Annotated in this window: 22 protein-coding genes; 15 read left to right on the top strand and 7 right to left on the bottom strand. The window is 71.8% G+C overall.

The genetic code is table 11. The features are described 5' to 3' along the window. Window positions 1-24: 24 nt before the first annotated feature. Window positions 25-1,206 (bottom strand): homogentisate 1,2-dioxygenase, encoded by a 1,182-nt coding sequence (locus tag AB0A65_RS08305; RefSeq protein ID WP_359948241.1) that lies wholly within the window; start codon window positions 1,204-1,206, stop codon window positions 25-27. A 188-nt stretch (window positions 1,207-1,394) separates the two neighbouring features. Here AB0A65_RS08305 and AB0A65_RS08300 point away from each other — a divergent pair, with 188 nt between their 5' ends. After that, window positions 1,395-2,183: a hypothetical protein gene (locus tag AB0A65_RS08300; protein WP_359948238.1), complete on the top strand. Its 789-nt coding sequence runs from the start codon at window positions 1,395-1,397 to the stop codon at window positions 2,181-2,183. Further along, a complete protein-coding gene (gene fahA, locus AB0A65_RS08295; protein ID WP_359948235.1) occupies window positions 2,180-3,406 on the top strand; it encodes a fumarylacetoacetase in 1,227 nt (408 codons plus the stop codon). Before AB0A65_RS08300 ends, fahA begins: the two co-directional genes overlap by 4 nt. Here fahA and AB0A65_RS08290 read toward each other — a convergent pair. Beyond that, the gene (locus AB0A65_RS08290) at window positions 3,399-3,884 is read right to left on the bottom strand and encodes an Lrp/AsnC family transcriptional regulator (RefSeq protein WP_359948233.1); all 486 of its coding nucleotides are present in this window, start codon (window positions 3,882-3,884) and stop codon (window positions 3,399-3,401) included. The two genes, fahA and AB0A65_RS08290, sit on opposite strands and share 8 nt — an antisense overlap. A gap of 153 nt (window positions 3,885-4,037) precedes the next feature. On the opposite strand from AB0A65_RS08290, the gene hppD reads away from it, so the two are divergent. The 9 genes from hppD to AB0A65_RS08245 all read left to right on the top strand — a co-directional run bounded on the left by hppD (window position 4,038) and on the right by AB0A65_RS08245 (window position 14,142). After that, a complete protein-coding gene (gene hppD / locus AB0A65_RS08285) occupies window positions 4,038-5,210 on the top strand; it encodes a 4-hydroxyphenylpyruvate dioxygenase (protein WP_359948230.1) in 1,173 nt (390 codons plus the stop codon). A 12-nt stretch (window positions 5,211-5,222) separates the two neighbouring features. After that, entirely contained in the window at window positions 5,223-6,860 is a 1,638-nt protein-coding gene (hutU, locus tag AB0A65_RS08280; protein ID WP_359948227.1) for a urocanate hydratase, read from the top strand. Then, window positions 6,860-8,086: an allantoate amidohydrolase gene (locus AB0A65_RS08275; RefSeq protein ID WP_359948224.1), complete on the top strand. Its 1,227-nt coding sequence runs from the start codon at window positions 6,860-6,862 to the stop codon at window positions 8,084-8,086. The genes hutU and AB0A65_RS08275 overlap by 1 nt, the downstream gene beginning before the upstream one ends. Continuing rightward, a complete protein-coding gene (locus AB0A65_RS08270) occupies window positions 8,080-9,375 on the top strand; it encodes a formimidoylglutamate deiminase (RefSeq protein ID WP_359948221.1) in 1,296 nt (431 codons plus the stop codon). The genes AB0A65_RS08275 and AB0A65_RS08270 overlap by 7 nt, the downstream gene beginning before the upstream one ends. Next, window positions 9,372-10,529, top strand: a complete 1,158-nt coding sequence (hutI, locus tag AB0A65_RS08265; RefSeq protein WP_359948217.1) for an imidazolonepropionase — start codon at window positions 9,372-9,374, stop codon at window positions 10,527-10,529. Before AB0A65_RS08270 ends, hutI begins: the two co-directional genes overlap by 4 nt. A gap of 73 nt (window positions 10,530-10,602) precedes the next feature. Continuing rightward, entirely contained in the window at window positions 10,603-12,144 is a 1,542-nt protein-coding gene (hutH, locus tag AB0A65_RS08260; RefSeq protein WP_359948214.1) for a histidine ammonia-lyase, read from the top strand. Window positions 12,145-12,184: 40 nt separating this feature from the next. After that, entirely contained in the window at window positions 12,185-12,793 is a 609-nt protein-coding gene (locus AB0A65_RS08255; protein WP_359948211.1) for a helix-turn-helix domain-containing protein, read from the top strand. After that, window positions 12,790-13,299, top strand: a complete 510-nt coding sequence (locus AB0A65_RS08250) for a hypothetical protein (protein ID WP_359948208.1) — start codon at window positions 12,790-12,792, stop codon at window positions 13,297-13,299. Before AB0A65_RS08255 ends, AB0A65_RS08250 begins: the two co-directional genes overlap by 4 nt. Before the next feature lie 60 nt (window positions 13,300-13,359). Beyond that, complete coding sequence (locus AB0A65_RS08245; RefSeq protein WP_359948205.1) at window positions 13,360-14,142, top strand: CHAD domain-containing protein; 783 nt, start codon at window positions 13,360-13,362, stop codon at window positions 14,140-14,142. A 59-nt stretch (window positions 14,143-14,201) separates the two neighbouring features. On the opposite strand, the gene AB0A65_RS08240 is transcribed toward AB0A65_RS08245, so the two are convergent. Continuing rightward, on the bottom strand, window positions 14,202-14,888 hold the full coding sequence (locus tag AB0A65_RS08240) for an IclR family transcriptional regulator (RefSeq protein WP_344469158.1): 687 nt from the start codon (window positions 14,886-14,888) through the stop codon (window positions 14,202-14,204). Window positions 14,889-14,955: 67 nt separating this feature from the next. On the opposite strand from AB0A65_RS08240, the gene leuC reads away from it, so the two are divergent. From leuC to AB0A65_RS08225, 3 genes are all read left to right on the top strand, one after another. Further along, entirely contained in the window at window positions 14,956-16,383 is a 1,428-nt protein-coding gene (leuC, locus tag AB0A65_RS08235) for a 3-isopropylmalate dehydratase large subunit (RefSeq protein WP_359948202.1), read from the top strand. Between the two features lie 14 nt (window positions 16,384-16,397). Next, window positions 16,398-16,997 (top strand): 3-isopropylmalate dehydratase small subunit, encoded by a 600-nt coding sequence (gene leuD, locus AB0A65_RS08230; protein WP_359948199.1) that lies wholly within the window; start codon window positions 16,398-16,400, stop codon window positions 16,995-16,997. Window positions 16,998-17,238: 241 nt separating this feature from the next. After that, window positions 17,239-17,958: an HU family DNA-binding protein gene (locus AB0A65_RS08225; RefSeq protein WP_359948196.1), complete on the top strand. Its 720-nt coding sequence runs from the start codon at window positions 17,239-17,241 to the stop codon at window positions 17,956-17,958. On the opposite strand, the gene AB0A65_RS08220 is transcribed toward AB0A65_RS08225, so the two are convergent. From AB0A65_RS08220 to AB0A65_RS08205, 4 genes are all read right to left on the bottom strand, one after another. Then, window positions 17,955-19,229, bottom strand: a complete 1,275-nt coding sequence (locus AB0A65_RS08220) for a D-arabinono-1,4-lactone oxidase (protein ID WP_359948193.1) — start codon at window positions 19,227-19,229, stop codon at window positions 17,955-17,957. The genes AB0A65_RS08225 and AB0A65_RS08220 overlap by 4 nt on opposite strands. A gap of 120 nt (window positions 19,230-19,349) precedes the next feature. Next, window positions 19,350-20,240 (bottom strand): NUDIX hydrolase, encoded by an 891-nt coding sequence (locus tag AB0A65_RS08215; protein ID WP_359948190.1) that lies wholly within the window; start codon window positions 20,238-20,240, stop codon window positions 19,350-19,352. 70 nt (window positions 20,241-20,310) lie between these two features. After that, the gene (locus tag AB0A65_RS08210; RefSeq protein WP_359948187.1) at window positions 20,311-20,508 is read right to left on the bottom strand and encodes a cold-shock protein; all 198 of its coding nucleotides are present in this window, start codon (window positions 20,506-20,508) and stop codon (window positions 20,311-20,313) included. A gap of 109 nt (window positions 20,509-20,617) precedes the next feature. Next, window positions 20,618-20,833 (bottom strand): hypothetical protein, encoded by a 216-nt coding sequence (locus tag AB0A65_RS08205; protein ID WP_359948184.1) that lies wholly within the window; start codon window positions 20,831-20,833, stop codon window positions 20,618-20,620. A 297-nt stretch (window positions 20,834-21,130) separates the two neighbouring features. Here AB0A65_RS08205 and AB0A65_RS08200 point away from each other — a divergent pair, with 297 nt between their 5' ends. After that, window positions 21,131-21,928 (top strand): lysophospholipid acyltransferase family protein, encoded by a 798-nt coding sequence (locus tag AB0A65_RS08200; protein ID WP_359948181.1) that lies wholly within the window; start codon window positions 21,131-21,133, stop codon window positions 21,926-21,928. Window positions 21,929-21,934 lie beyond the last annotated feature (6 nt).

Raw genomic sequence — 21,934 nt, 5'->3', positions numbered from 1 at the left:
AGGCGGCCCCGTCACCGGGAGCTTCTATGCGGGGTCGCGGTTCCAGGTCCAGGCGTAGTTCGTGTCCTCCACGTCCAGTGCCGGTTCGCACAGCTCCAGGGGCCGGAACGTGTCGACCATGACGGCGAGCTCGTCGAAGAACTCGGCGCCGATCGAGCGCTCGGGCGCGCCCGGCTGGGGCCCGTGCGTGAACCCGGACGGGTGCAGGGAGATCGAGCCCTGCTCGATGCCGGAGCCGCGGCGGGCCTCGTAGTTGCCGCCGCAGTAGAACATGACCTCGTCGGAGTCCACGTTGTGGTGGTTGTAGGGCACCGGGATCGCGTCCGGGTGGTAGTCCACCTTGCGCGGCACGAAGTTGCAGACCACGAAGTTCGGGCCCTGGAACACCTGGTGCGCGGGCGGCGGCTGGTGGATGCGGCCGGTGATCGGCTCGTAGTCGTGGATCGAGAACACCCACGGGTACAGGCACCCGTCCCAGCCGGCCACGTCGAACGGGTGGTGCGCGTACGTGAACTTCGTCCACAGCGTTGCCGACCCGCGGCCGCGGTGCTGCACGTACACGTCGACGTCCTCGCCCTCCACGAGCAGCGGCTCCGCGGGGCTGCGCAGGTCGCGCTCGCAGTACGGGGCGTGCTCCAGGAACTGGCCGCGCACCGACAGGTACCGCTTGGGCGGCGTGATGTGCCCGGTGGACTCGATGACGAGGGTCCGCAGCGGCTCGCCCTCTTCGGGGAGGACGCGGTAGATCGTGGACATCGGCATGACCAGGTAGTCCCCGGGGCCGATGTCGATGGCGCCGAACGAGGTCTCGACGCGCGCGGCGCCGGCCTCGACGTACAGCAGCTCGTCCCCGATGGCGTTGCGGTACAGGGGCGAGGGCTTGTCTGCGACGGCGTACGAGATCCTGACGTCCGCATTGGACAGCAGGTGCTCGCGGCCGAAGACCGCGTCCCCGGCCGCGTCCAGCTTGTGGGTGCGGAAGTGGCGGGGCTTGAGCGGGTGGTTCGGGGACGGCTCGGCCCGCTCGGGCCGGTGCTCGGTGCTCGCGCTGATGGCCGTGGGCCGGAAGCGGTGGTACAGGAGCGACGAGTCCGAGGAGAAGCCCTCCTGGCCCATGAGCTCCTCGGAGTACAGGCTCCCGTCGTCCTGGCGGAACTGCGTGTGTCGCTTGTCGGGGATCTGCCCGACCGAACGGTAGAACGGCACGACGACTCCTTTGTCGGATCGGACGGCGGCCAAGGGTGTCGCCCCCGTCACGGATATGCCCCGAGGATAGCGCCGCCCGCGCGCGGATTCGACCGCTCCGCGCACCCGGATGCGCCGACCCGCCTGCTTCGCGCACGCCGTGCGCGGACCGCTGGACCCGCGCCCGGGTTCCGCTCTAGGCTTCGGGCATGGCCGGAATGATCCCCGCGGTGCTGCGGGGCCTGATCGACGACGCCGCGCTCTTCCCACCAGGAAACGCGCTGCTCGAAGCCGCCGTCCCCGCCCACCGCGGGTACCGGCAGTCCTGGTACGAGCCGCTCGTCGGCCCGCTCCTCGTCCCGCAGTCGCGCCTCGGCGACCTCGACCCGGGCCGCGGCGACCTCCGCATCGCCGTCATCGTCGACGGCGACCCGGCCGAGGTCCTCAAGACCGTGGACGCCCTCGGGCCGCAGGTCACCGTCGCGCACTACGAATCGAGGCACCCCCTCGCCGACCTCAAAGAACACCTCCCCGGCAAGCCCGTCTACGCCGAGGTCCCGATGGACGAGGACGCGCTCGAAGCGGTCCGCCCCACCGGGTTCACCCCCAAGTTCCGCACCGGCGGCCTCACCCCCGACCTGTTCCCCGCGCCCGCGGCCCTCGCCGCCGCGATGCACGGGTGCCGCCGCCGCGGCATGCGGTTCAAGCTCACCGCGGGCCTCCACCGCGCCGTCCGCCACCGCGACCCCGTCACCGGCGTCCACCACCACGGCTTCGTGAACGTCCTCGTCGCCGCCGACGCCACCGCGAACAACGCCGGCCTCGACGAGACCACCGCGATCCTCGCCTCCGAGGACGCCGCCGACCTCGCCGCCCGCGCCAAGCGCCTCCTCGACCGCCCGCGCGCGCTGTGGACCGGCTTCGGCTCGTGCTCTGTCAGCGAACCGCTGCAAGACCTCCTGGACCTGGGACTGCTACGACGAGGAGACGCCGCATGACCAACGCCACCAGCTGGGTCGAGGGCGCCGACCCCGGCCCCTACGGCCTCGCCCACCTGCCCTACGGCGTCTTCTCGACCCGCAAGGACCCGGCCCCGCGCATCGGGGTCCGCATCGGCGACCAGGTCCTGGACCTGCGCGCGCTCGCCACCGGCCAGTTCTTCCTGCCGTGGATCCGCCCCGCCTTCCACGAGCACGACCTGAACGCGTTCCTCGCGATGGGCCCGCCCGCGTGGCGCCTCGTCCGCCACCAGCTCACCGAGCTCCTCGCCGACCGCCGCCACCAGGACCAGTCCGCGACGCTCCTCACCCCGGTCCACAAGGCCCGCATGCACCTCCCGTTCAGCGTCGCCGACTACGTGGACTTCTACGCCTCCGAGCAGCACGCCACGAACCTCGGCCGCCTCTTCCGGCCCGACTCGGAACCCCTGCTGCCCAACTGGAAGCACCTCCCGGTCGGCTACCACGGCCGCGCCGGGACCGTCGTCCCCTCCGGGACGCCGATAGTCCGCCCCCGCGGCCAGCGCAAGACCCCTTCAGGCCCCATCGAGTTCGGGCCCAGCGCGCGCCTCGACATCGAGGCCGAAGTGGGCTTCGTCGTCGGCGTCGGCACCGACCTCGGCACGCCCGTGAACCCCGACGACTTCACCGAGCACGTCTTCGGCGCGGTCCTCGTCAACGACTGGTCCGCCCGCGACATCCAGGCGTGGGAGTACGTGCCGCTCGGCCCGTTCCTCGGGAAGTCCTTCGCGACCTCGATCGGCCACTGGGTCACCCCGCTCGACGCGCTCGCGGCCGCGAGGACCGAGGCGCCCGTGCAGGACCCGGCCCCGTTCGCCTACCTCCAGGAGACCGCGCGGTCCGGGTACGACCTGTCGATGTCGGTGCGCTGGAACGGCACCGAGGTCTCGCGCCCGCCGTTCAAGGGCATGTACTGGACGCCGGCGCAGATGCTCGCGCACATGACCGTCAACGGCGCCTCCCTGCGCACCGGCGACCTGTACGCGTCCGGGACGGTCTCCGGCGACGGCGCCGACGAGCGCGGCTCGTTCCTCGAACTCACCTGGGGCGGCAAGCAGCCGGTCAAGGTCGGCGACGGCGAGTCCCGCACGTTCCTCGAAGACGGCGACACCGTCGTCATCGAGGCCACCGCGCCCGGCCCGGACGGCTCGGTCATCGGCCTCGGCGAGGTCACCGGGACGATCCTGCCCGCCGTCAGCTGAGGCCCGCGGCCTCGTTGACCAGCGGCAGCGTCCGGTGGGGGATCTGCTCCGCCAGGGCGATCACCGTCGTGGCGCGCAGCACGCCCTCGCTCGCGAGGACCCGGTCGATGACCCCCTGGAGCTCCGCGTTGGTGCGGGCGACGATGCGGCACAGCATGTCGCCCGCGCCGGTCACGGTGTGCGCCTCCAGGACCTCGGGGATGCGGGCGAGCCGCTGCGCCATCGGCCGGTGGCCCACGGCCTGCCGCAGTTCGAGCGTCACGAACGCCGTCACCGGGTAGCCGAGGGCCGCGGGGTCGACCCGCGGCCCGAAGTCCCGCACCACCCCGCGCGAGACGAGCTTGTCGAGCCGCGCCTGCACGGTCCCGCGCGCGACGCCGAGGCGCCGGGCGCATTCGAGGAGGCCGATGCGCGGTTCGGCCTCCAGGAGCCCGATGAGCTTGGCGTCGAGCGCGTCGATACCCGTTCCACTGGTCATATCGACCAGTGTATGCGCCTTCCCTCTGGTACATCTGCGCAAGTTGACCAGCTTTCGCGGAACTGCTTGCCCAGTGCCCCGACGTGAACAATGATCAAGGCCACAGGGGTCACCGCCCCGCCCATCAGCCCCACGAGGACTACGGAGGCCGCCATGGTCGACACCGCCAGCCGCTCCGCCGACGCCGACGCCCCCGGCCTGGTCGGCGCCGTCGAGCACGACATCCGCGAGGACGCCTTCCCCATCAAGGGCTGGGACCACGTCAAGTACTACGTCGGCAACGCCCGCCAGGCCGCCCACTACTACTCGACCGCGTTCGGCATGACGCTCTTCGCCTACCGCGGCCCCGAGCAGGGCTACCGCGAGCACGCCGAGTACGCCCTCAAGTCCGGCGGGGTCGTGTTCGTCCTCGCGGGCGGCACCACCGCCGACTCCGCGGCATCCGAGCACTACGCCCGCCACGGCGACGGCGTCATCGAGGTGGCCCTCGAAGTGCCCGACGTGGACAAGAACTACGCGCACGCGATCAAGCAGGGCGCCATCGCGATCGAGGAGCCCCACGACCTCACCGACGAGCACGGCACGATCCGCCGCGCCGTCATCGGCACCTACGGCGAGACCCGCAACGTCCTCGTCGACCGCTCCGGCTACACCGGCCCGTTCATGCCCGGCTTCGTCGCCGCCGAGCCGATGGTGACCCCGCCGCCGAAGCGGTTCTTCCAGGCGATCGACCACATCGTCGGCAACGTCGAGCTCGGCAAGATGCGCGAGTGGGTCGGGTACTACGAGCGCGTCATGGGCTTCACGAACATCGTCGAGTTCGTCGAGGACGCCATCGCCACCGAGTACTCCGCGCTCATGAGCAAGGTGGTCGCCAACGGCTCCCGCAAGATCAAGTTCCCGATCAACGAGCCCGCCGTGGGCAAGAAGAAGTCGCAGATCGACGAGTACCTGGAGTTCTACGGCGGCCCCGGCGTGCAGCACATCGCGCTCGCCACGAGCGACATCCTCGCCGCCGTCGACGCCATGCGCGAGCGCGGCGTGGAGTTCCTGGAGGCCCCCGACGCGTACTACGAGGACCCCGAGATGCGCGAGCGCATCGGCGAGGTCCGCGTCCCGATCGAGGAGCTCCAGAAGCGGCGTGTGCTGGTCGACCGCGACGAGGACGGCTATATGCTCCAGATCTTCACCAAGCCGCAGCAGGACCGGCCCACGATGTTCTACGAGATCATCGAGCGGCACGGCTCGCTGAGCTTCGGCAAGGGCAACTTCAAGGCCCTCTTCGAGGCCCTTGAGAAGGAGCAGGCCAAGCGCGGCAACCTCTGAGCGGGGAGCGACATGCACGCACCACACGGGACCGACCTGCACTGCCGGACCTGGCAGACCGAGGCCGCCTACCGGATGCTCCAGAACAACCTCGACCCGGCGGTCGCCGAGCGCCCTGAGGACCTGGTCGTCTACGGCGGCACCGGGAAGGCCGCGCGCAGCCGCGACGACCTCGCCGCGATCCTGCGGACCCTGCTGACCCTCGCCCCCGACGAGACCCTCCTGGTCCAGTCGGGGCGGGCGGTCGGCGTCATGCGCACCCACGAGTGGGCCCCGCGCGTGCTCATCGCGAACTCGAACCTGGTGCCCGACTGGGCGACCTGGCCCGAGTTCCGGCGCTTGGAGTCCCTCGGGCTCACCATGTACGGGCAGATGACCGCCGGATCGTGGATCTACATCGGTACACAGGGGATTCTCCAGGGCACGTACGAGACGTTCGCGGCCGTCGCCGCGAAGCGCTTCGGCGGCACCCTGAAAGGCACCCTGACGCTGACGGCCGGGTGCGGCGGCATGGGCGGCGCGCAGCCGCTCGCCGTCACCATGAACGACGGCGTGTGCCTCATCGTGGAAGTCGACCCGCACCGCCTGCAAAGGCGCGTCGAGACCCGCTACCTCGACACCGTCGCGGCCGACCTGGACGACGCCGTCGCCCAGGCCCTCGCCGCGAAGAAAGCCGGGGAGGCGAAGTCGATCGGCCTGGTCGGCAACGCCGCCGAGGTCCTCCCGGAGCTGCTCGCGCGCGGCGTCGAGGTCGACATCGTCACCGACCAGACCTCCGCGCACGACCCGCTCGCGTACGTCCCCGCCGGAGTATCCCTTGAGGACTCCGCGGACCTCGCGAAGGCCGACCCGGACGCCTACACCGACCGGGCCCGCGAGTCCATGGCCCGCCACGTGGAGGCCATGGTCGGCTTCCTCGACGCGGGCGCCGAGGTCTTCGACTACGGCAACTCGATCCGCGGCGAGGCCCTCACCGGCGGGTTCACCCGCGCGTTCGACTTCCCCGGGTTCGTCCCCGCCTACATCCGGCCCCTGTTCTGCGAAGGCAAGGGCCCCTTCAGGTGGGCCGCGCTCTCCGGCGACCCCGCCGACATCGCGGCCACCGACAAGGCCGTGCTCGACCTGTTCCCCGAGAACCGGTCCCTGCACCGGTGGATCTCGCTCGCCCGCGACCGCGTCGCGTTCCAGGGCCTCCCGGCCCGGATCTGCTGGCTCGGCCACGGCGAACGGGACGTCGCGGGCGTCCGCTTCAACGAGATGGTCGCCGACGGCACCCTGAAGGCCCCCATCGTGATCGGCCGCGACCACCTCGACTGCGGCTCGGTCGCCAGCCCCTACCGCGAGACCGAGTCCATGAAGGACGGCTCCGACGCGATCGCGGACTGGCCCCTGCTCAACGCCCTCGTCAACACCGCGTCGGGCGCGAGCTGGGTCTCCATCCACCACGGCGGCGGCGTCGGCATCGGCCGCTCGATCCACGCCGGGCAGGTGAGCGTCGCCGACGGCACCGCGCTCGCCGCGCAGAAACTCGAACGGGTCCTGTCCAACGACCCCGCGATGGGCGTCATCCGCCACGTCGACGCCGGATACGAGGAGGCCGACCGCACCGCCGAGGCCAACGGCGTCCGCATCCCCGCCCGGGAATCCTGATGGACGCCACGGGGTTCCGGCGGCTCTGGGACGAGATCGCCCCGGTCGGCCGCGCCGACAGCGGCGGCTACCTGCGGTTCTCGTGGAGCGCGACCGATCTCGCGCTCCGCGAGTGGTTCGACGCCCAGGCCGCCCGCCGCGGCCTGCGCGTCGAGGCCGACCGCAACGGCAACCGCTACGCCTGGTGGGACCTCACCCCGGAAGCGGTGGTCCCGCCCGGCGAGGCCCCCGACCGGCGCGCGGTCCTCACCGGCAGCCACTTCGACTCCGTCCCCCACGGCGGCGCCTACGACGGCCCCCTGGGGATCGTCTCCGCGTTCCTCGCCGTCGACGAACTCCGCTCCCAGGGCTTCGAGCCCAAGCGCCCCATCGTCATCGGCGCGTTCACCGAGGAGGAGGGCGGCCGGTTCGGCGTCCCCTGCCTCGGCTCCCGCCTCATGGCCGGCGTGGTCGACCCCGAGCGCGCCCGCGCGCTCACCGACCCGTCCGGGACCACCCTCGCCGACGCGATGCGCGCCGCCGGGGCCGACCCCGACGCGCTCGGGCCCGACCCCGAACGCCTCGCAGGGCTGGCCGCGTTCGTGGAACTCCACGTCGAGCAGGGACGCAACCTCGAAGCGCCCGTGGGCGTCGCCAGCGCCATCTGGCCGCACGGGCGCTGGCGCATGACGTTCACCGGCGCGGGCGACCACGCCGGGACCACGCGCCTGCCCGACCGGCGCGACCCGATGCTCACCTTCGCGTTCGCGGTGCTCGCCGCCCGCAAGGAGGCCCGCCTCGCCGGGGGCCTCGCCACCGTCGGCCGGGTCGAGGCGGTCCCGAACGCCACCAACGCCATCGCCTCGCAGGTCACCGCCTGGCTCGACTCGCGGGCGCCCGACGAGGCCGTGCTCGCGGAGATCCTCACCGGCTTCGAATCCAAAGTGTCCGAACGCGCGAAGCGGGACGGCACCGGCTTCACCATCGGCCCCGAGTCCGAGACCCCGATCGTGGAGTTCGACGCGTCCCTGCGCGACCGCCTCGCCGACCTCCTCGGCGGCGTCCCGGTCCTCCCCACGGGCGCGGGCCACGACGCGGGGGTGCTCGCCGCGCACGTGCCGACCGCGATGCTGTTCGTGCGCAACCCCACCGGCGTGTCCCACGCGCCGGGCGAGGGCGCGAGCGACGAGGACTGCGCGGCAGGCGTGGACGCCCTCGCAGCGGTGCTGCGGGACCTCGCGTGCTGACCTATTGGGCCCGGTACGCCCGGCTGCCCGGCGGCATCGCCGAATCCGTGGCGATCGACGTCGCCGACGGCCGCATCACTGCCGTCACGCCGGGGGCCGTGCCGCGCGGCGAGATCCTCGGCGGGCTCGTGCTCCCGGGCTTCGCGAACGCCCACTCGCACGCGTTCCACCGGGCCCTGCGCGGCCGCACGCACGACGGCAAAGGCACCTTCTGGACGTGGCGCAAGGGCATGTACGCCCTCGCCGAGCGCCTCGACCCCGACTCCTACCACCGGCTCGCCCGCGCGGTCTACGCCGAGATGGCCCTCGCCGGGATCACGTGCGTCGGCGAGTTCCACTACCTCCACCACCGGCCCGGCGGCCGCCCCTACGCCGACCCGAACGCCATGGGGGAGGCCCTGATCCAGGCCGCCGCCGACGCGGGCATCCGCATCGCGCTCCTCGACACGCTGTACCTCTCCGGCGGGTTCGGCGAACCCCTCGAACCCGCGCAGGAGCGCTTCGGCGACACGAGCCTCGAAGGCTGGCTCGACCGCGTCGAGCGGCTCGACCTGCCGCCGCACGCGGTCCTCGGCGGCGCCGTCCACTCCGTGCGGGCCGTCCCCGAAGAGGCCGTCGCCGCGTTCGCGTGCTCCACCGAGGGCCGCCCGGTCCACGTGCACCTCTCCGAGCAGCGCGCCGAGAACGAGGCGTGCCGCGCCGAGCACGGCTGCACGCCCACCGAGCTCCTGGAGCGCTGCGGGCTCCTCGGCCCCGACCTCACCGCCGTCCACGCCACGCACCTCGCCGACCACGACGTCGAACTCCTCGCCCGCTCCGGCACGAACGTCGCGTTCTGCCCCACCACCGAACGCGACCTCGCCGACGGCATCGGCCCCGCCCGCGCGCTCGCCGACGCCGGGGTGCGCCTGACCCTCGGGACCGACTCGAACGCCGTGATCGACATGTTCGAGGAGGCCCGCGCCGTCGAGATGCACGAGCGCCTCGTCAGCGAGGAGCGCGGCCGGTTCACCGCCGACGCCCTGCTGGACATGGCGACCGGCCACGCGGTCCTCGGCTTCCCTGACGCGGGCGCCATCGCGCCGGGCGCCCGCGCCGACCTCGTCGCCGTCGCCCTCGACACGCCCCGCACCGCCGGGGCCCGGCCCGACGGGATCGTCTACGCGGCGAGCGCCGCAGACGTGGTCGACGTGGTGGCAGACGGCCGCCACATCGTCCACGAAGGACGCCACCGGTACATCGACGCCGGTGCGGAGCTGCACGAGACGATCGGGGAACTGTGGCGATGAGCGGGTCCAAGAGCCTCCTGATCGACAGCATCGGCGAGCTGTTCACCGCCAACGACGACGGCGACCTCTACTACGACGCCGCGCTCGTCGTCGAGGACGGCAAAATCGCGTGGGTCGGCCACCGGCTCGAACGGCCCGCCGCCGACGAGTACCTCGACCTCGGCAACCGCGCCGTCGTCCCCGGCTTCGTCGACAGCCACGCGCACCTTGTGTTCGCGGGCGACCGCTCCGGCGAGTTCGACGCGCGCATGAGCGGCGAGCCCTACGACGGCGGCGGCATCCGCAACACCGTGGCAGCGACCCGCAACGCGAAGGACGACCGCCTGCGCGAGAACTGCGCCCGCCTCACCGCCGAGATGCTCCGGCAGGGCACGACCACTGTGGAGATCAAGTCCGGGTACGGGCTCACCGTCGAGGACGAGCTCCGGTCCCTGCGCATCGCGGGCGAGTTCACCACCGAGACCACGTACCTCGGCGCGCACACCGTCCCCACGGGCGCGGACCCCGACGAGTACACGGCCCTCGCGGCCGGGCCGATGCTCGACGCCTGCGCGCCGCACGCGAAGTGGATCGACGTGTTCTGCGAGCGCGGCGCCTTCGACGGCGACCAGGCCCGCGCCGTCCTCACCGCCGGCGCCGCCGCGGGCCTCCAGACCCGCGTCCACGCCAACCAGCTCACCGAGGGCCCCGGCGTGCGCCTCGCCGTGGAGCTCGGCGCCGCCTCCGCCGACCACTGCACGCACCTGTCGGACGCCGACGTGGACGCCCTCGCGAACTCCTCCACCGTCGCCACCCTGCTCCCGGGCGCGGAGTTCTCGACCCGCTCGCCCTACCCGGACGCGCGGCGCCTCATCGACGCGGGCGCGCGCGTCGCGCTCGCCACCGACTGCAACCCCGGGTCCTCCTTCACCTCCAGCATGGCGTTCTGCATCGCGCTCGCGGTCCGCGAGATGCGCATGACCCCCGCCGAAGCCCTGTACGCGGCGACCTCCGGGGGCGCCGACGCGCTGCGCCGCACCGACATCGGCCGGATCGTCCCGGGCGCCCGCGCCGACTTCGTCGTGCTCGACGCCCCCTCCTACGTCCACCTGGCCTACCGGCCGGGGACGCCCCTCGTCCAGGCCGTTTATCGCGAAGGCAGAGTCGTGGCCTAGCACCGTCGTCAACCAGAGGAACCGCGACGGCAGGGCCGCGGCACAGCACCGTCGTCAATTGAGAGGAGCAGCGATGTCGTCCACCGTCCGCATCAGGCCGGTCCCCGTCTCACCCGAGGAGGTCGTGGCCGTCGCGCGCGACCGCGCCCGGGTCGTCATCGACGACGAGGCCCGCGAGGCCATGGCGCGCAGCCGCGCCGTGGTCGACGCGATCGAGCGCGACGGGCGCCCCGTCTACGGCGTCTCGACCGGGTTCGGCGCACTCGCGAACACGTTCGTGGCGCCCGAGCGGCGCGCCGAGCTCCAGCACGCGCTGATCCGCTCGCACGCCGCGGGCGTCGGCGACCCGATGCCCGTCGAAGTGGTCCGCGCGATGATGCTGCTGCGGCTGCGCTCGCTCGCCATGGGCCGCTCCGGGGTCCGCCCCGAGGTCGCCGACGCGCTCGCGGCGCTCCTGAACGCCGACGTCACCCCGTGGGTGCCGCGGCACGGCTCCCTCGGCGCGTCCGGGGACCTCGCGCCCCTGGCGCACTGCGCGATCGTGCTCCTCGGCGAGGGCTGGGTGCGCGCGGCGGACGGGACCCGTGCGGAGGCGGGCCCGGTCCTCGACGCGGCGGGGCTCGCGCCGATCACCCTCTCGTCCAAGGAGGGCCTGGCGCTCATCAACGGCACCGACGGGATGCTCGGGATGCTCCTGCTCGCGGTCGCCGACCTGCGGCACCTGCTCACCATGGCCGACGTGTGCGCCGCGCTCTCCAACGAGGCGATGCTCGGCTCCGACCGGCCGTTCCAGCCCGAACTCCACGAGATCCGCCCGCAGCCGGGGCAGGCGCAGAGCGCCGCGAATATCCACCTGCTGCTCCAGGACTCCGAGGTCATGGACTCCCACCGCAACGACACCGCGCACGCCGTCCAGGACGCGTACTCGATGCGCTGCGCCCCGCAGGTCGCGGGCGCCGCGCGCGACGTCCTCGACTACGCGACCACCGTGGCGGCCAGGGAACTGCTCTCGGTCGTGGACAACCCGGTCGTGCTGCCCGACGGCCGCGTCGAGTCCACCGGGAACTTCCACGGCGCACCCCTCGGCTACGCCGCGGACTTCCTCGGCATCGCCGCCGCCGACGTCGGCTCGATCTCCGAGCGCCGCGTGGACCGCCTCCTCGACGTCACGCGCTCGCGCGGCCTCCCGGCGTTCCTCAGCCCCGACCCGGGCGTCAACTCCGGCCTCATGATCGCCCAGTACACGGCCGCCGGGGTCGTCGCCGAGAACCGCCGCCTCGCCTCGCCCGCCTCCGTCGACTCCGTCCCCACCTCCGGCATGCAGGAGGACCACGTCTCCATGGGCTGGGCCGCGGGCTGCAAGCTCCGCACCATCATCGACAACCTCGGCACCCTCCTCGCCGTCGAACTCCTCGCCGGCGTCCAGGGCCTCCAACTCCGCCAGCCCCTCATCCCCAGCCCGGCCGCCCGCGCCGCCATCGCCGCCGTAGCCCCCATCGCGGGCAAACCCGGCCCCGACCAGTTCCTCGCCCCCGTCCTCGAACAGGTCAAACACCAACTCCAAGGCCCATCCCTCCGAGCCGAGATCGAAGCCGCAGTCGGCCCGCTCCGGTAACCCATCGCCGCCTTATAGCGTATTCGCTATAATCAGGGGTATGGAACGATCACTGCCCCCGACGGTCGAGCGCCTGCGGGCGGAGCGGCTGCGCCGCCGCCTCTCGCAGGCCGACCTGGCCTCGCGCATCGGGACCACGCAGTCTGCCGTCGCGCGGTTGGAGTCCGGCGACGCCGATCCGCGCCTGAGCACCCTGGAGCGGTACGCGGGCGCGGTCGGCGCCGCCGTGGCGGTCGAGACCGCCGCGGGTCCCTCGCTGGACGCCACCGCCGTCGCGGTGCGGCGGTCGCTGTCCGGCGGCGACCCGAACGACGCACTGCGCCATGTGATCCAGTTCCTCGACGACGCCCGCGGCGCCGACGCCGCCGCGGTCCGCCGCTCGATGCGGACCGAGCCCGACACCACGGGGGACCGGCGCTGGGACGCGCTGCTCGCCGGGGTCGCCGAGTACGCGAGCCGCCGGGCCCGCATCCCGGTGCCGGGATGGGCGACCGCGCCCGGACGGTTCCTCAAGCGGTTCTGGCTCGTCATCGAGGACCTGCTCGGCCGCCCGGCCCCAGGGCTCGCCGCCATGTCCTTCGCCGACTCGCCGCCCGAGCTGGCGAACCGCGGCGTCTTCCTCGACCGGTCCTCTTTGGAGAGCGTGTGACCCTGCTGAGCCGCGAGGCGATCATCGACCTCCTCACCGAACTGGGGGCCGAGCTCGAAGCCGCGGGGGAGCGCGCCGACCTCTTCCTCGTCTGCGGCACGGCGATGGCCCTGGCGTACAACAGGCGCGCGACCCGCGACCTCGACGCGGTCTTCGAGCCGAAGCAGGTCGTCTACGCGGCGGCGCGCAGAGTCGCCGAGCGGCACGGCATCGCCGAGGACTGGCTGAACGACGCGGTGAAGGGCTTCCTCCCCGGCGAGGACCCGAACGCCACGCTCCTCTTCGAGAAGCCCGGCATCGCGGTTCGCGTCGCTTCGCCTCGGTACCTGTTCGCGATGAAGGCCGTCGCGGCGAGGGTCGGCCGTGACTCGGACGACCTCCGGCAGCTCTACGCGCTCGCGGGGTTCGCCTCGGTCGACGAGGCGCTCAACAGCGTCGAGGAGTTCTACCCGCCGCACCTGCTCAGCCCGAAGACCGAGTTCCTGGTGCGGGAGCTGCTCTCGTAGCCGTTTGGCGGATCCGCCCCGCGATGCTGTAATTGGGGCCCGTTGAGCTTGGAGGGCTTCATGACTGGGACCAGTGCCGGGGACGGCGTCCACGCGTACCTCGCCGTGCAGGCGGAGGCGCTGCGGGAGTGGCGGGGGCCGGTGATCGGGCGGGAGGACGATGCGGTGCACCGGATGCGGGTGGCGACGCGGCGGCTCAGGTCGGTGCTGGCGACGTACTCGGGGCTGTACGCGGAACTGCCGCTGACGCGCAGGCGGCTGCGGTGGCTCGCCGACGAACTCGGGAAGGTCCGGGACCTCGAAGTGCTGCGGACGCGGTTCGCGAAGCGGCTGGGGGAGGAGCGGCCCGAGTGGTTCCTGGCGCTCGAAGCGCAGGAGCGGGACGCGTACGGGCCGTTGGAGCTGGCGATGCTGCGGGAGCGGACCACGAAGCTGCTCAACGCGGCCCAGGCGCTCGCGGAGGCGCCCGTGTTCACGCCCGCGGCGGCGCAGCCCGCCGACGCGGTGCTCGGGCCGATCGTGGAGGCGTCGCGGCAGGAGATGCTGCGCGCGCTGGCGGCGATCGGGGGCGCCGAGGACGCGGACGAGGCGCGGCACCAGGCCCGCAACGCCGCCAAGCGGACCCGGTACACCGCTGAGGCCGCAGTGGTCCTCGGTGAGGACGCCGAGGAGGTCGCGGCAGAGGCAAAGAAGATCCAGAACCGGTTCGGGCGCTGCCAGGACGACGCGGTCGCCATCGCGTACCTGGAGGCGCACGCCCCCGATTCGCCGCTGCTGGAGGACGAGCGCCGCCGCCACGCGAAGCACGTCGCGCGAGCGGAGGAAGCGCTCGTCGCCATCTGACGCGCAGACGCGGAAGCGGCCCGACGGATCTCCGTCGGGCCGCTTCCACGTTGCAGGGGCTAGAGCCCCGAGAGTTTCTGCCCGGCGCGGATGACCGCCATGCCGAGGCGGTCGCCGGGGCGGCGGCCGAGGCGTTCTATCGGGCCGGACACGGAGATGGCGGCGACGACGCGGCCGGTCTTGTCCCGGACGGGGGCGGAGACGCTGACGACGCCGGGTTCGCGCTCGGCGACCGACTGCGCGAAGCCGCGGCGGCGGACCTCGGCGAGGGTCTTGGAGGAGAAGCGGCACTTCGGCAGCAGGGGCAGGATCCCTTCGGGCGGTTCCCAGGCGAGGAGCACCTGGGCGCCGGACCCGGCGGTCATCGGCAGGCCGGCGCCGACGGGGACGGTGTCGCGCAGCCCGGAGGCGCGCTCGGCCGCGGCGACGCACACGCGCTCGTCGGCCCTCCTGCGGTACAGCTGCGTCGACTCGCCGGTCTGGTCCCGCAGCAGGTTGAGGACCGGTTCGGCGGCGCTGAGGAGCACGTCGGCCGTCGACCCGGCGAGCTCGCCGAGCTTCGGGCCGGGACGCCAGCGCCCCTCGTGGTCGCGTTGCAGCATCTCGTGGGCCTCCAGGGCCTGCGCGAGCCGGTGGGCCGTGGCCCTGGGCAACCCCGTCTCGTGCACGAGCTCAGCCAGGCTGGCGCCGTTGGTGCAAGCAGTGAGGATGAGCACCGCCTTGTCGAGGACGCCCACTCCGCTGATAGTATTCGTTCTCACGAGCTGAACATTACCTCCCATATTTCGAGAAGTCCAACGACTGGGAACAGAGATGTCACGTACACCACACGAAGCCGAGGGCGCGCGACCGCAGACCCTCGCCGAGAAGGTCTGGAACGCCCACGTGGTCCGCACCGGCGGCCAGCAGCCGGACCTGCTCTACATCGACCTGCACCTCCTCCACGAGGTGACCAGCCCCCAGGCATTCGACGGCCTGCGGCAGGCCGGGCGCAAGGTCCGCCGCACCGATCTCACGATCGCCACGGAGGACCACAACACGCCCACCGACAACCTCTTCACCATCGCGGACCCCACCAGCCGCAAGCAGATCGAGACGCTCCGCGCCAACTGCGAGGAGTTCGGCGTCCGCATCCACTCGCTCGGCGACGCCAACCAGGGCGTCGTCCACGTCGTGGGACCCCAGCTGGGACTCACCCAGCCGGGCATGACCGTCGTCTGCGGCGACTCGCACACCTCCACGCACGGCGCCTTCGGCTCCATCGCGTTCGGCATCGGCACCAGCGAGGTCGAGCACGTCCTCGCCACGCAGACCCTGCCGCAGGCGAAGCCGAAGTACATGGCCGTCACCGTGAACGGCTCCCTCCCCGAGGGCGTCTCCGCGAAGGACCTCATCCTCAAGATCATCTCGATCACCGGCACCGGCGGCGGCAAGGGCCACATCGTCGAGTACCGCGGCCAGGCCATCGAGGAGCTCTCCATGGAGGGCCGGATGACGGTCTGCAACATGTCGATCGAGTGGGGCGCCAAAGCAGGCATGATCGCCCCCGACGAGAAGACCGCCGCCTACGTGCAGGGCCGCGCCCACGCCCCCCAGGGCGAGGACTGGGACGCCGCCGTCGAGTACTGGCAGAGCCTCAAGACCGACGAGGGCGCCGTCTTCGACAAGGAGATCGTCATCGACGCGGCCTCCCTGAGCCCGTTCGTCACCTGGGGCACCAACCCCGGCCAGGGCGTCGAGCTCTCCGGGAACGTCCCCGACCCCGCCGACCTGGACGACGCCGTCGCGCGCACCACGGCCGCGAGCGCCCTGGAGTACATGGGCCTCGAAGCGGGCACGCCCATGCGCGAGATCGACGTGGACGTGGTCTTCCTCGGCTCCTGCACCAACGGCCGCATCGAGGACCTCCGCACGGCCGCCGACGTCATCAAGGGCCGCAAGGTCGCCGACACCGTCAACATGATGGTCGTCCCCGGCTCCGCGAAGGTCCGCGAGCAGGCGATCGAGGAGGGCCTCGACCAGGTCTTCATCGACGCCGGCGCCGACTGGCGCTTCGCGGGCTGCTCGATGTGCCTGGGCATGAACCCGGACCAGCTGACGCCGGGTCAGCGCGCCGCCTCCACCTCGAACCGCAACTTCGAGGGCCGCCAAGGCAAGGGCGGGCGCACCCACCTGGTCAGCCCGGCCGTCGCCGCCGCCACCGCCGTCGCGGGCCGCCTCGCGGGCCCCGCGGACCTGTAGGAAGGGCAAGGGACATGGACAAGTTCACGACCCACACCGGCCGCGTGGCCCCGCTGCGCCGCTCGAACGTCGACACCGACCAGATCATCCCGGCGGTCTACCTCAAGCGGGTCACCAAGACCGGCTTCGAGGACGGCCTGTTCGCCGAGTGGCGCGAGGACGAGAAGTTCCTGCTGAACCAGGACGAGTACCGCCACGCCACGATCCTCGTCGCGGGCACCGAGTTCGGCACCGGCTCCTCGCGCGAGCACGCCGTCTGGGCCCTGAAGGACTACGGCTTCAAAGCGGTCATCGCCCCCCGCTTCGGCGACATCTTCCGCGGCAACTCGCTCAAGAACGGTCTGTTGACTGTGGAGCTGCCCGACGCGGCCGTCGAGGAGCTGTGGCACCTGGCCGAGGTGAACCCCGAGGCCGAGGTCACCGTGGACCTGGAGGCGTGCGAAGTCCGTGCGGGGGACCGCACCTGGGGCTTCGAGTTCGACGAGTTCCTGCGCTGGCGGATGATGGAGGGCCTTGACGACGTGGCGCTGACGCTCCGCGACGAGGCCAAGATCGCCGCCTTTGAATCGAACCGGGACGCTTGGCGGCCTAGGACTCTCCCCGCGGCGGCCTAGCCGCGCAGAGCCGATCCTTTTAGCGCTCACGTACGGAGCCGGTGGCGTCGCCACCGGCTCCAGGCGTGTTCCGGGCCCCGCCAACGGGGTTGCGAGCGTCGATTTCGGGCACCGGATTAAAAATTCCTTGCGACACAACGGGTCGATTTTCGCGGAAACAGTTGCCTTCGCTCTCGAAACGTCATAACGTGCGCTTAACAAGCTGGTATGACTCCAGAACCTTATCGGGAGGGTAGGACTCGTGAACAAGGCAGAGTTCGTCGATCGGATCGCCGCTCGCACTGGCGACCGCAACGCCGCGAAAGAAGTCGTGGATGTCGCGATCGACGAGATACAGCGCGCGGTGGTGAAAGGGGAGAAAGTCTCCTTCGCCGGTTTCGGCGTCTTCGAGAAGCGCCAGCGCGCTGCTCGCATGGCCCGCAACCCGCGCACCGGTGAGGCGGTCAAGGTCAAGAAGACCGTCGTCCCGGCGTTCCGCCCCGGTACCGGGTTCAAGGAACTCGTGACCGGCAAGCGCAAGGCGGCCAAGTCCGCCACGGCCGCGAAGAAGGCCGCGCCGGCGAAGAAGGCCGCCACCAAGAAGGCGACCACGGCCAAGAAGGCCGCCAAGAAGACCACGCGCGCCGCGTCCACCGCTGCGCGCTCGACGGCCACGAGCCGCGTGGCCGCCAAGAAGACCGCGACCAAGAAGGCGACGCCGGCGAAGAAGGCCAGCACCGCCAAGAAGGCCGTGCGCAAGACCGCCACCAAGGCCACGGCCAAGAAGACCGCGGCGAAGAAGACCGCGAAGCGCGGGCGCAGCTTATGCCGTGCCCCGAACCGGTTCGGGGCACGGTGGGGCACCCGTCCGACTCGCACGGGGAAGAGGGCATTCAGGAGCCGCCTGAATGCCCTCGCTGCTTTTCCGGAATCGGATCGGACCCGGCCGGGCCGCGGCCCGGCGGCCGCCGGGGGCGATTAGGACGCGGCGGAGTCGAACAGGCCCGCGGAGAAGCCATTCATGAACTTCCCCTCTGGATCGACGCGGGCGCGCAGTTTCGCGAAATCGCCCATTCGCCGATAACGCGAACCGATTTCATTCATTGGTATCGTGAACAATTTCCCCCAATGGGGCCGCGCAGAAAACGGTTCCAATGCCGCTTCGAGCGCACCGACCACCGGACGCACCGCCGCATCGTCACTCGTCCACGTGAAGTGCAGCCCCACGGTGTCGCGCTCGAACGCCGGAGAGAGCCACAGGTCGTCCGCGGCCATCGTCCGCACCTCGCAGATCTGAAGGACCGACCCGAGCCGCTCCCCGATGCCCGCCAGGGCCTCCAGGGCCGCCACGGCGTCGCCGCGGCCGATCAGGTACTCCGACTGGATCTCGTCCCCCGACGAGGGCGTGAACTCAGGCTTGAAGTGCGGCAGGCGCTCGTGCCACGGGCCCGTCTGGCCCTGCTGCACGGTGCACGCGGCCGGGTCCACGCCCGGCACCGGGTGCCGCGGCCCGTCCGCCAGGGGCGCACCGTGGCGGCTGGAGGGCGGGAACGGGTGCGTCTGGTCCTTCGTGCGCTGCTTGACCCAGAACTGGAACCGCGGATCGGCGCCCCACGGCGTGAACAGGCTCGTGGAGTACGCCGAGCCCGTGAGCTCGTCGAAGTTCGCCAGGACCGCGTCCAGGCCCAGCCCGTCGTACACGTACTGGCGCATCTCGAACGCGGGCAGCAGGTCCAGGGTCACCGAGTGGACGACCCCCAAGGCCCCCAGGTGGACCACCGAGCCCGCGAAGTCCTCCTCGCCGCGCCTGACGGTGCGCAGCTCCCCGTCGGGGCCGATGAACTCGATCGCGGCCACCGCGGTCGCGAGGTTCCCGTTGCGGTCCCCGGAGCCGTGTGTGCCGGTGGCGATCGACCCGGCCACCGAGATGTGCGGCAGCGACGCCATGTTGTGCAGCGCGAACCCGGCCCGGTGCACCGCGGCGCTCAGCTCCGCGTAGGTGAGCCAGCCCGCGGCCCGCACGGTGCCCTTTAGGATGTCCAGCTCCGCGAACGGCTCCATGCCGGCGAGGGACAGCATCACGCCGTCGGAGGCGGCGATCGCGTTGAACGAGTGGCCCGATCCGAGCACGCGGACCCGGTCCGCCCCGGCGACGATCCCGCGCGCCTCGTCGAGGGTCGTCGGCTTCTCGAACGAGGCGGGGGAGAACGCGACGTTCCCGGCCCAGTTGTGCAGTGGGGCGCGCTCAGGCACGGGCCTACCTCCTGTGAAGGCGCACTCCGGCGCCGGAATCCGTTTGCGGAGGCAACCCTAGCGCGACCCCTCGGGGCCTACAGCCGCTCGATCCCCGCGGGCTTCTCCAAACCCGGTGCCCTACAGCCGCTCGATCCCCACCAGCTTCTGCCCCGACAGCGACAGCACCCACGCCTCGCCCGGGCGCGTCGACACGTCCGGGGCGTCGATCCCGTCCTCGTCGGCGAGGATCGCGACCGTGTCGCACACGACCTCCGGTTCGGCGCAGACGATCACGGCCCCGCCGCCGCCCGCGAGCTCGCGCACGCGCGCACTGGAGCGCTCGGGGTTGCGTTCGTGCGCTTCGGTGTCGAACACCGAGTCGCCGGTGAGCGTGCAGCGCACGGCCTGCGCGATCGGCTCCACGGTCTGCACGCTCGCCCGCCCGGTCGCCGTGAACGCCCGGTCCGGCTGGTACAGCGACGCGAGCGCGGCCAGCCGCACCGCCTGGTCCTGCCCGCGCAGGCTCAGCGGCCGCGCCACCACCGGCCCGTCCCAGTCCTGCTCGACCTCCGCGGGGGCCGTCAGGAGGACCGTGGACGTCACCGCGGGCAGCGCCGCGAACGCCGACAGCACCTGCTGGTCCCGCGGCCGCGTCAGCGCCTCGCGGGCCTCGGCGAGGGTGAGCCAGCGGCGCTCGCCGATCTCGTCGTCGGCGGTGAACACCGCGTCGGGCTTCTCGGTGCGCATGGACCAGTAGTCGACGTGCTTGTACACGTCGCCTTCGGGATTGGGGAGCACGTACGAGGCCCGGCACAGCCACAGCTGCGGGATGACCGGGACGCCGGTCTCCTCCTCGACTTCGCGGCACGCGGCCGCGAGCGGGGGCTCGCCCGGGTCGAGCTTGCCCTTGGGCAGCGACCAGTTCCCCACCACGGGCCGCCACACCGCGACCACCTCGACCAGACCGCGCTCGCCGTTGCGCCACAACAGGCCGCCGGCGGCGGCCACCCGCCTCTGCGTACCGCTCACGCTCATACCGTACTGGGGATCACCCACTGCGGGGAAGCTCGCCACTCGCGCGGAGGACGCGGTGGGGGATCTACTCGCGCATCGTGAAGATGCGCACGGCGACCACTGTCCCCGCTTCGTCCGTTTCGAGCGAAACGCGCTGTCCCAGGCGGAGGAAGCGCAGCCCGGAGACGGCGAAGGCCGCCGCGTCGAAGGCGACGCGGCGGCCGTTGTCGAGGACGGCCTCGCCGGAGGCGTCCTCGTTGAAGATCGAGACGGTGCCCTGCATGGCTTCAGCATGGACCAGGGCGGGCCCTGAAAGCCAGAGGCGCAGCTGATTACTTGCGGCTGTGCCTTCTTCTCCGGAACTGCTTCCGGCTGCGCTGCTTCCGGCTGTGCTACTTCCTGATCTGGCGGCGCTCAGAGCCGCCGATCGCCTTGTAGCCCTTGTAGGCGAACCAGCCGATGACACCGATGATGCCGACGACGATCGCGGCCTTGATGAGGAAGCCGAGGGCGCCGAAGATGAAGCCGATCAGGGAGGCCACGATCCAGATCACGATGATGGCACCGCCGAACAGGGCCGCGAGCCAGCCGAAGAGCCGCCAGTTCATGTCACTCACTCCGAGTCGAGTCGTATTCCGGGTCGACTGGGTTCGGCCGACCGGCTAGATGTCACTTTGACTCTATGATGACATCATAACCGATCCGGCGCAACCCGTGAGTCCCCGCCGACCGACCGTCCACCGCGGCGCGTACCTGCGGGTTCACGCCGCGTGAGCCGTACCCCCGGTGCAGGGAGTCAAACCCCACGCTCCGCTTCCCGTCGCCCGTGCGCCCCGGTGAGGACGTTAGAGTGCAATGCACTGACGATCCCGTACACAACGGCACAGGCCGAGCCCATGCGGCCCGTGCCCACCGAGAAAGCGAGCCAGCAGGTGAACGAGCCTAGCCCTGAGGCGCAGTACACCTTCCGCCGCCGCGGCGGCGACCGCATCACCCCGGACGTCCAGGCGTACGCCAACATCGTCAAGGGCGGCATGCTCGGGCTGACCCGCCGCACCTGGTCCGGGATGGAGAACATCCCGCTCACCGGGCCCGCGATCCTCGTCTGGAACCACTACTCCGACATCGACCCGCTCCTGGTCGTCCACTACGTGTACAACGCCGGGCGCCACCCGCGGTTCCTCCTCAAGGACTCGATCACCAACGTGCCCGTGATCGGCCCGCTCCTCAAGCGCGCCGGGCAGATCCCGGTCAAGCGCGGCAGCGCCGAGGCCGCCGACTCCCTCCGGGTCCTCAAGGACCAGCTCGCCAAGGGCAACGTCGTGATCATGGCCCCCGAAGGGACCGTGACGAAGGAGCCCGACCGCTGGCCCATGCGCGGCAAGACCGGCGTCGCCCGCCTCGCGCTCGAATCCGGCGCGCCCGTGATCCCGGTCGTCCAGTGGGGCGCCCTCGGCATCCACGACCGCAACCGCGACCCGAAGTTCAAACTCGGCCGCAAGGCCGTCACCGTCCGGGCCTTCCCGCCCGTCGACCTCTCCCCCTGGCTCGGCGAGGAGCCGACCCGCGAGGACCTCGCCGCGGTCACCGACCGCATCATGGAGGCCCTCCGCGCCGGCCTCGCCGAGGTCCGCGGCCAGGAAGCACCCCCCTTGTTCGACCCCCGGCAGCACCGTCCCGAGGAAAGCGAGTCTTCTGAGTGAAAGCAG

The organism is Glycomyces sp. NPDC047010, assembly GCF_040644205.1.
Classification (GTDB): Bacteria; Actinomycetota; Actinomycetes; order Mycobacteriales; family Micromonosporaceae; genus Glycomyces.
Note: the sequence above shows the minus strand (reverse complement) of the source record. Positions and strands in the feature narration are given on the sequence as shown.

Coding starts and splice junctions, on each gene's coding strand:
- AB0A65_RS08300 (WP_359948238.1), top strand. CDS start 1,395: ATGGCCGGAATGATCCCCGCGGTGCTGCGGGGCCTGATCGACGACGCC.
- fahA (WP_359948235.1), top strand. CDS start 2,180: ATGACCAACGCCACCAGCTGGGTCGAGGGCGCCGACCCCGGCCCCTAC.
- AB0A65_RS08290 (WP_359948233.1), bottom strand. CDS start 3,884: ATGACCAGTGGAACGGGTATCGACGCGCTCGACGCCAAGCTCATCGGG.
- hppD (WP_359948230.1), top strand. CDS start 4,038: ATGGTCGACACCGCCAGCCGCTCCGCCGACGCCGACGCCCCCGGCCTG.
- hutU (WP_359948227.1), top strand. CDS start 5,223: ATGCACGCACCACACGGGACCGACCTGCACTGCCGGACCTGGCAGACC.
- AB0A65_RS08275 (WP_359948224.1), top strand. CDS start 6,860: ATGGACGCCACGGGGTTCCGGCGGCTCTGGGACGAGATCGCCCCGGTC.
- hutI (WP_359948217.1), top strand. CDS start 9,372: ATGAGCGGGTCCAAGAGCCTCCTGATCGACAGCATCGGCGAGCTGTTC.
- hutH (WP_359948214.1), top strand. CDS start 10,603: ATGTCGTCCACCGTCCGCATCAGGCCGGTCCCCGTCTCACCCGAGGAG.
- AB0A65_RS08255 (WP_359948211.1), top strand. CDS start 12,185: ATGGAACGATCACTGCCCCCGACGGTCGAGCGCCTGCGGGCGGAGCGG.
- AB0A65_RS08245 (WP_359948205.1), top strand. CDS start 13,360: ATGACTGGGACCAGTGCCGGGGACGGCGTCCACGCGTACCTCGCCGTG.
- leuC (WP_359948202.1), top strand. CDS start 14,956: ATGTCACGTACACCACACGAAGCCGAGGGCGCGCGACCGCAGACCCTC.
- leuD (WP_359948199.1), top strand. CDS start 16,398: ATGGACAAGTTCACGACCCACACCGGCCGCGTGGCCCCGCTGCGCCGC.
- AB0A65_RS08210 (WP_359948187.1), bottom strand. CDS start 20,508: ATGCAGGGCACCGTCTCGATCTTCAACGAGGACGCCTCCGGCGAGGCC.
- AB0A65_RS08205 (WP_359948184.1), bottom strand. CDS start 20,833: ATGAACTGGCGGCTCTTCGGCTGGCTCGCGGCCCTGTTCGGCGGTGCC.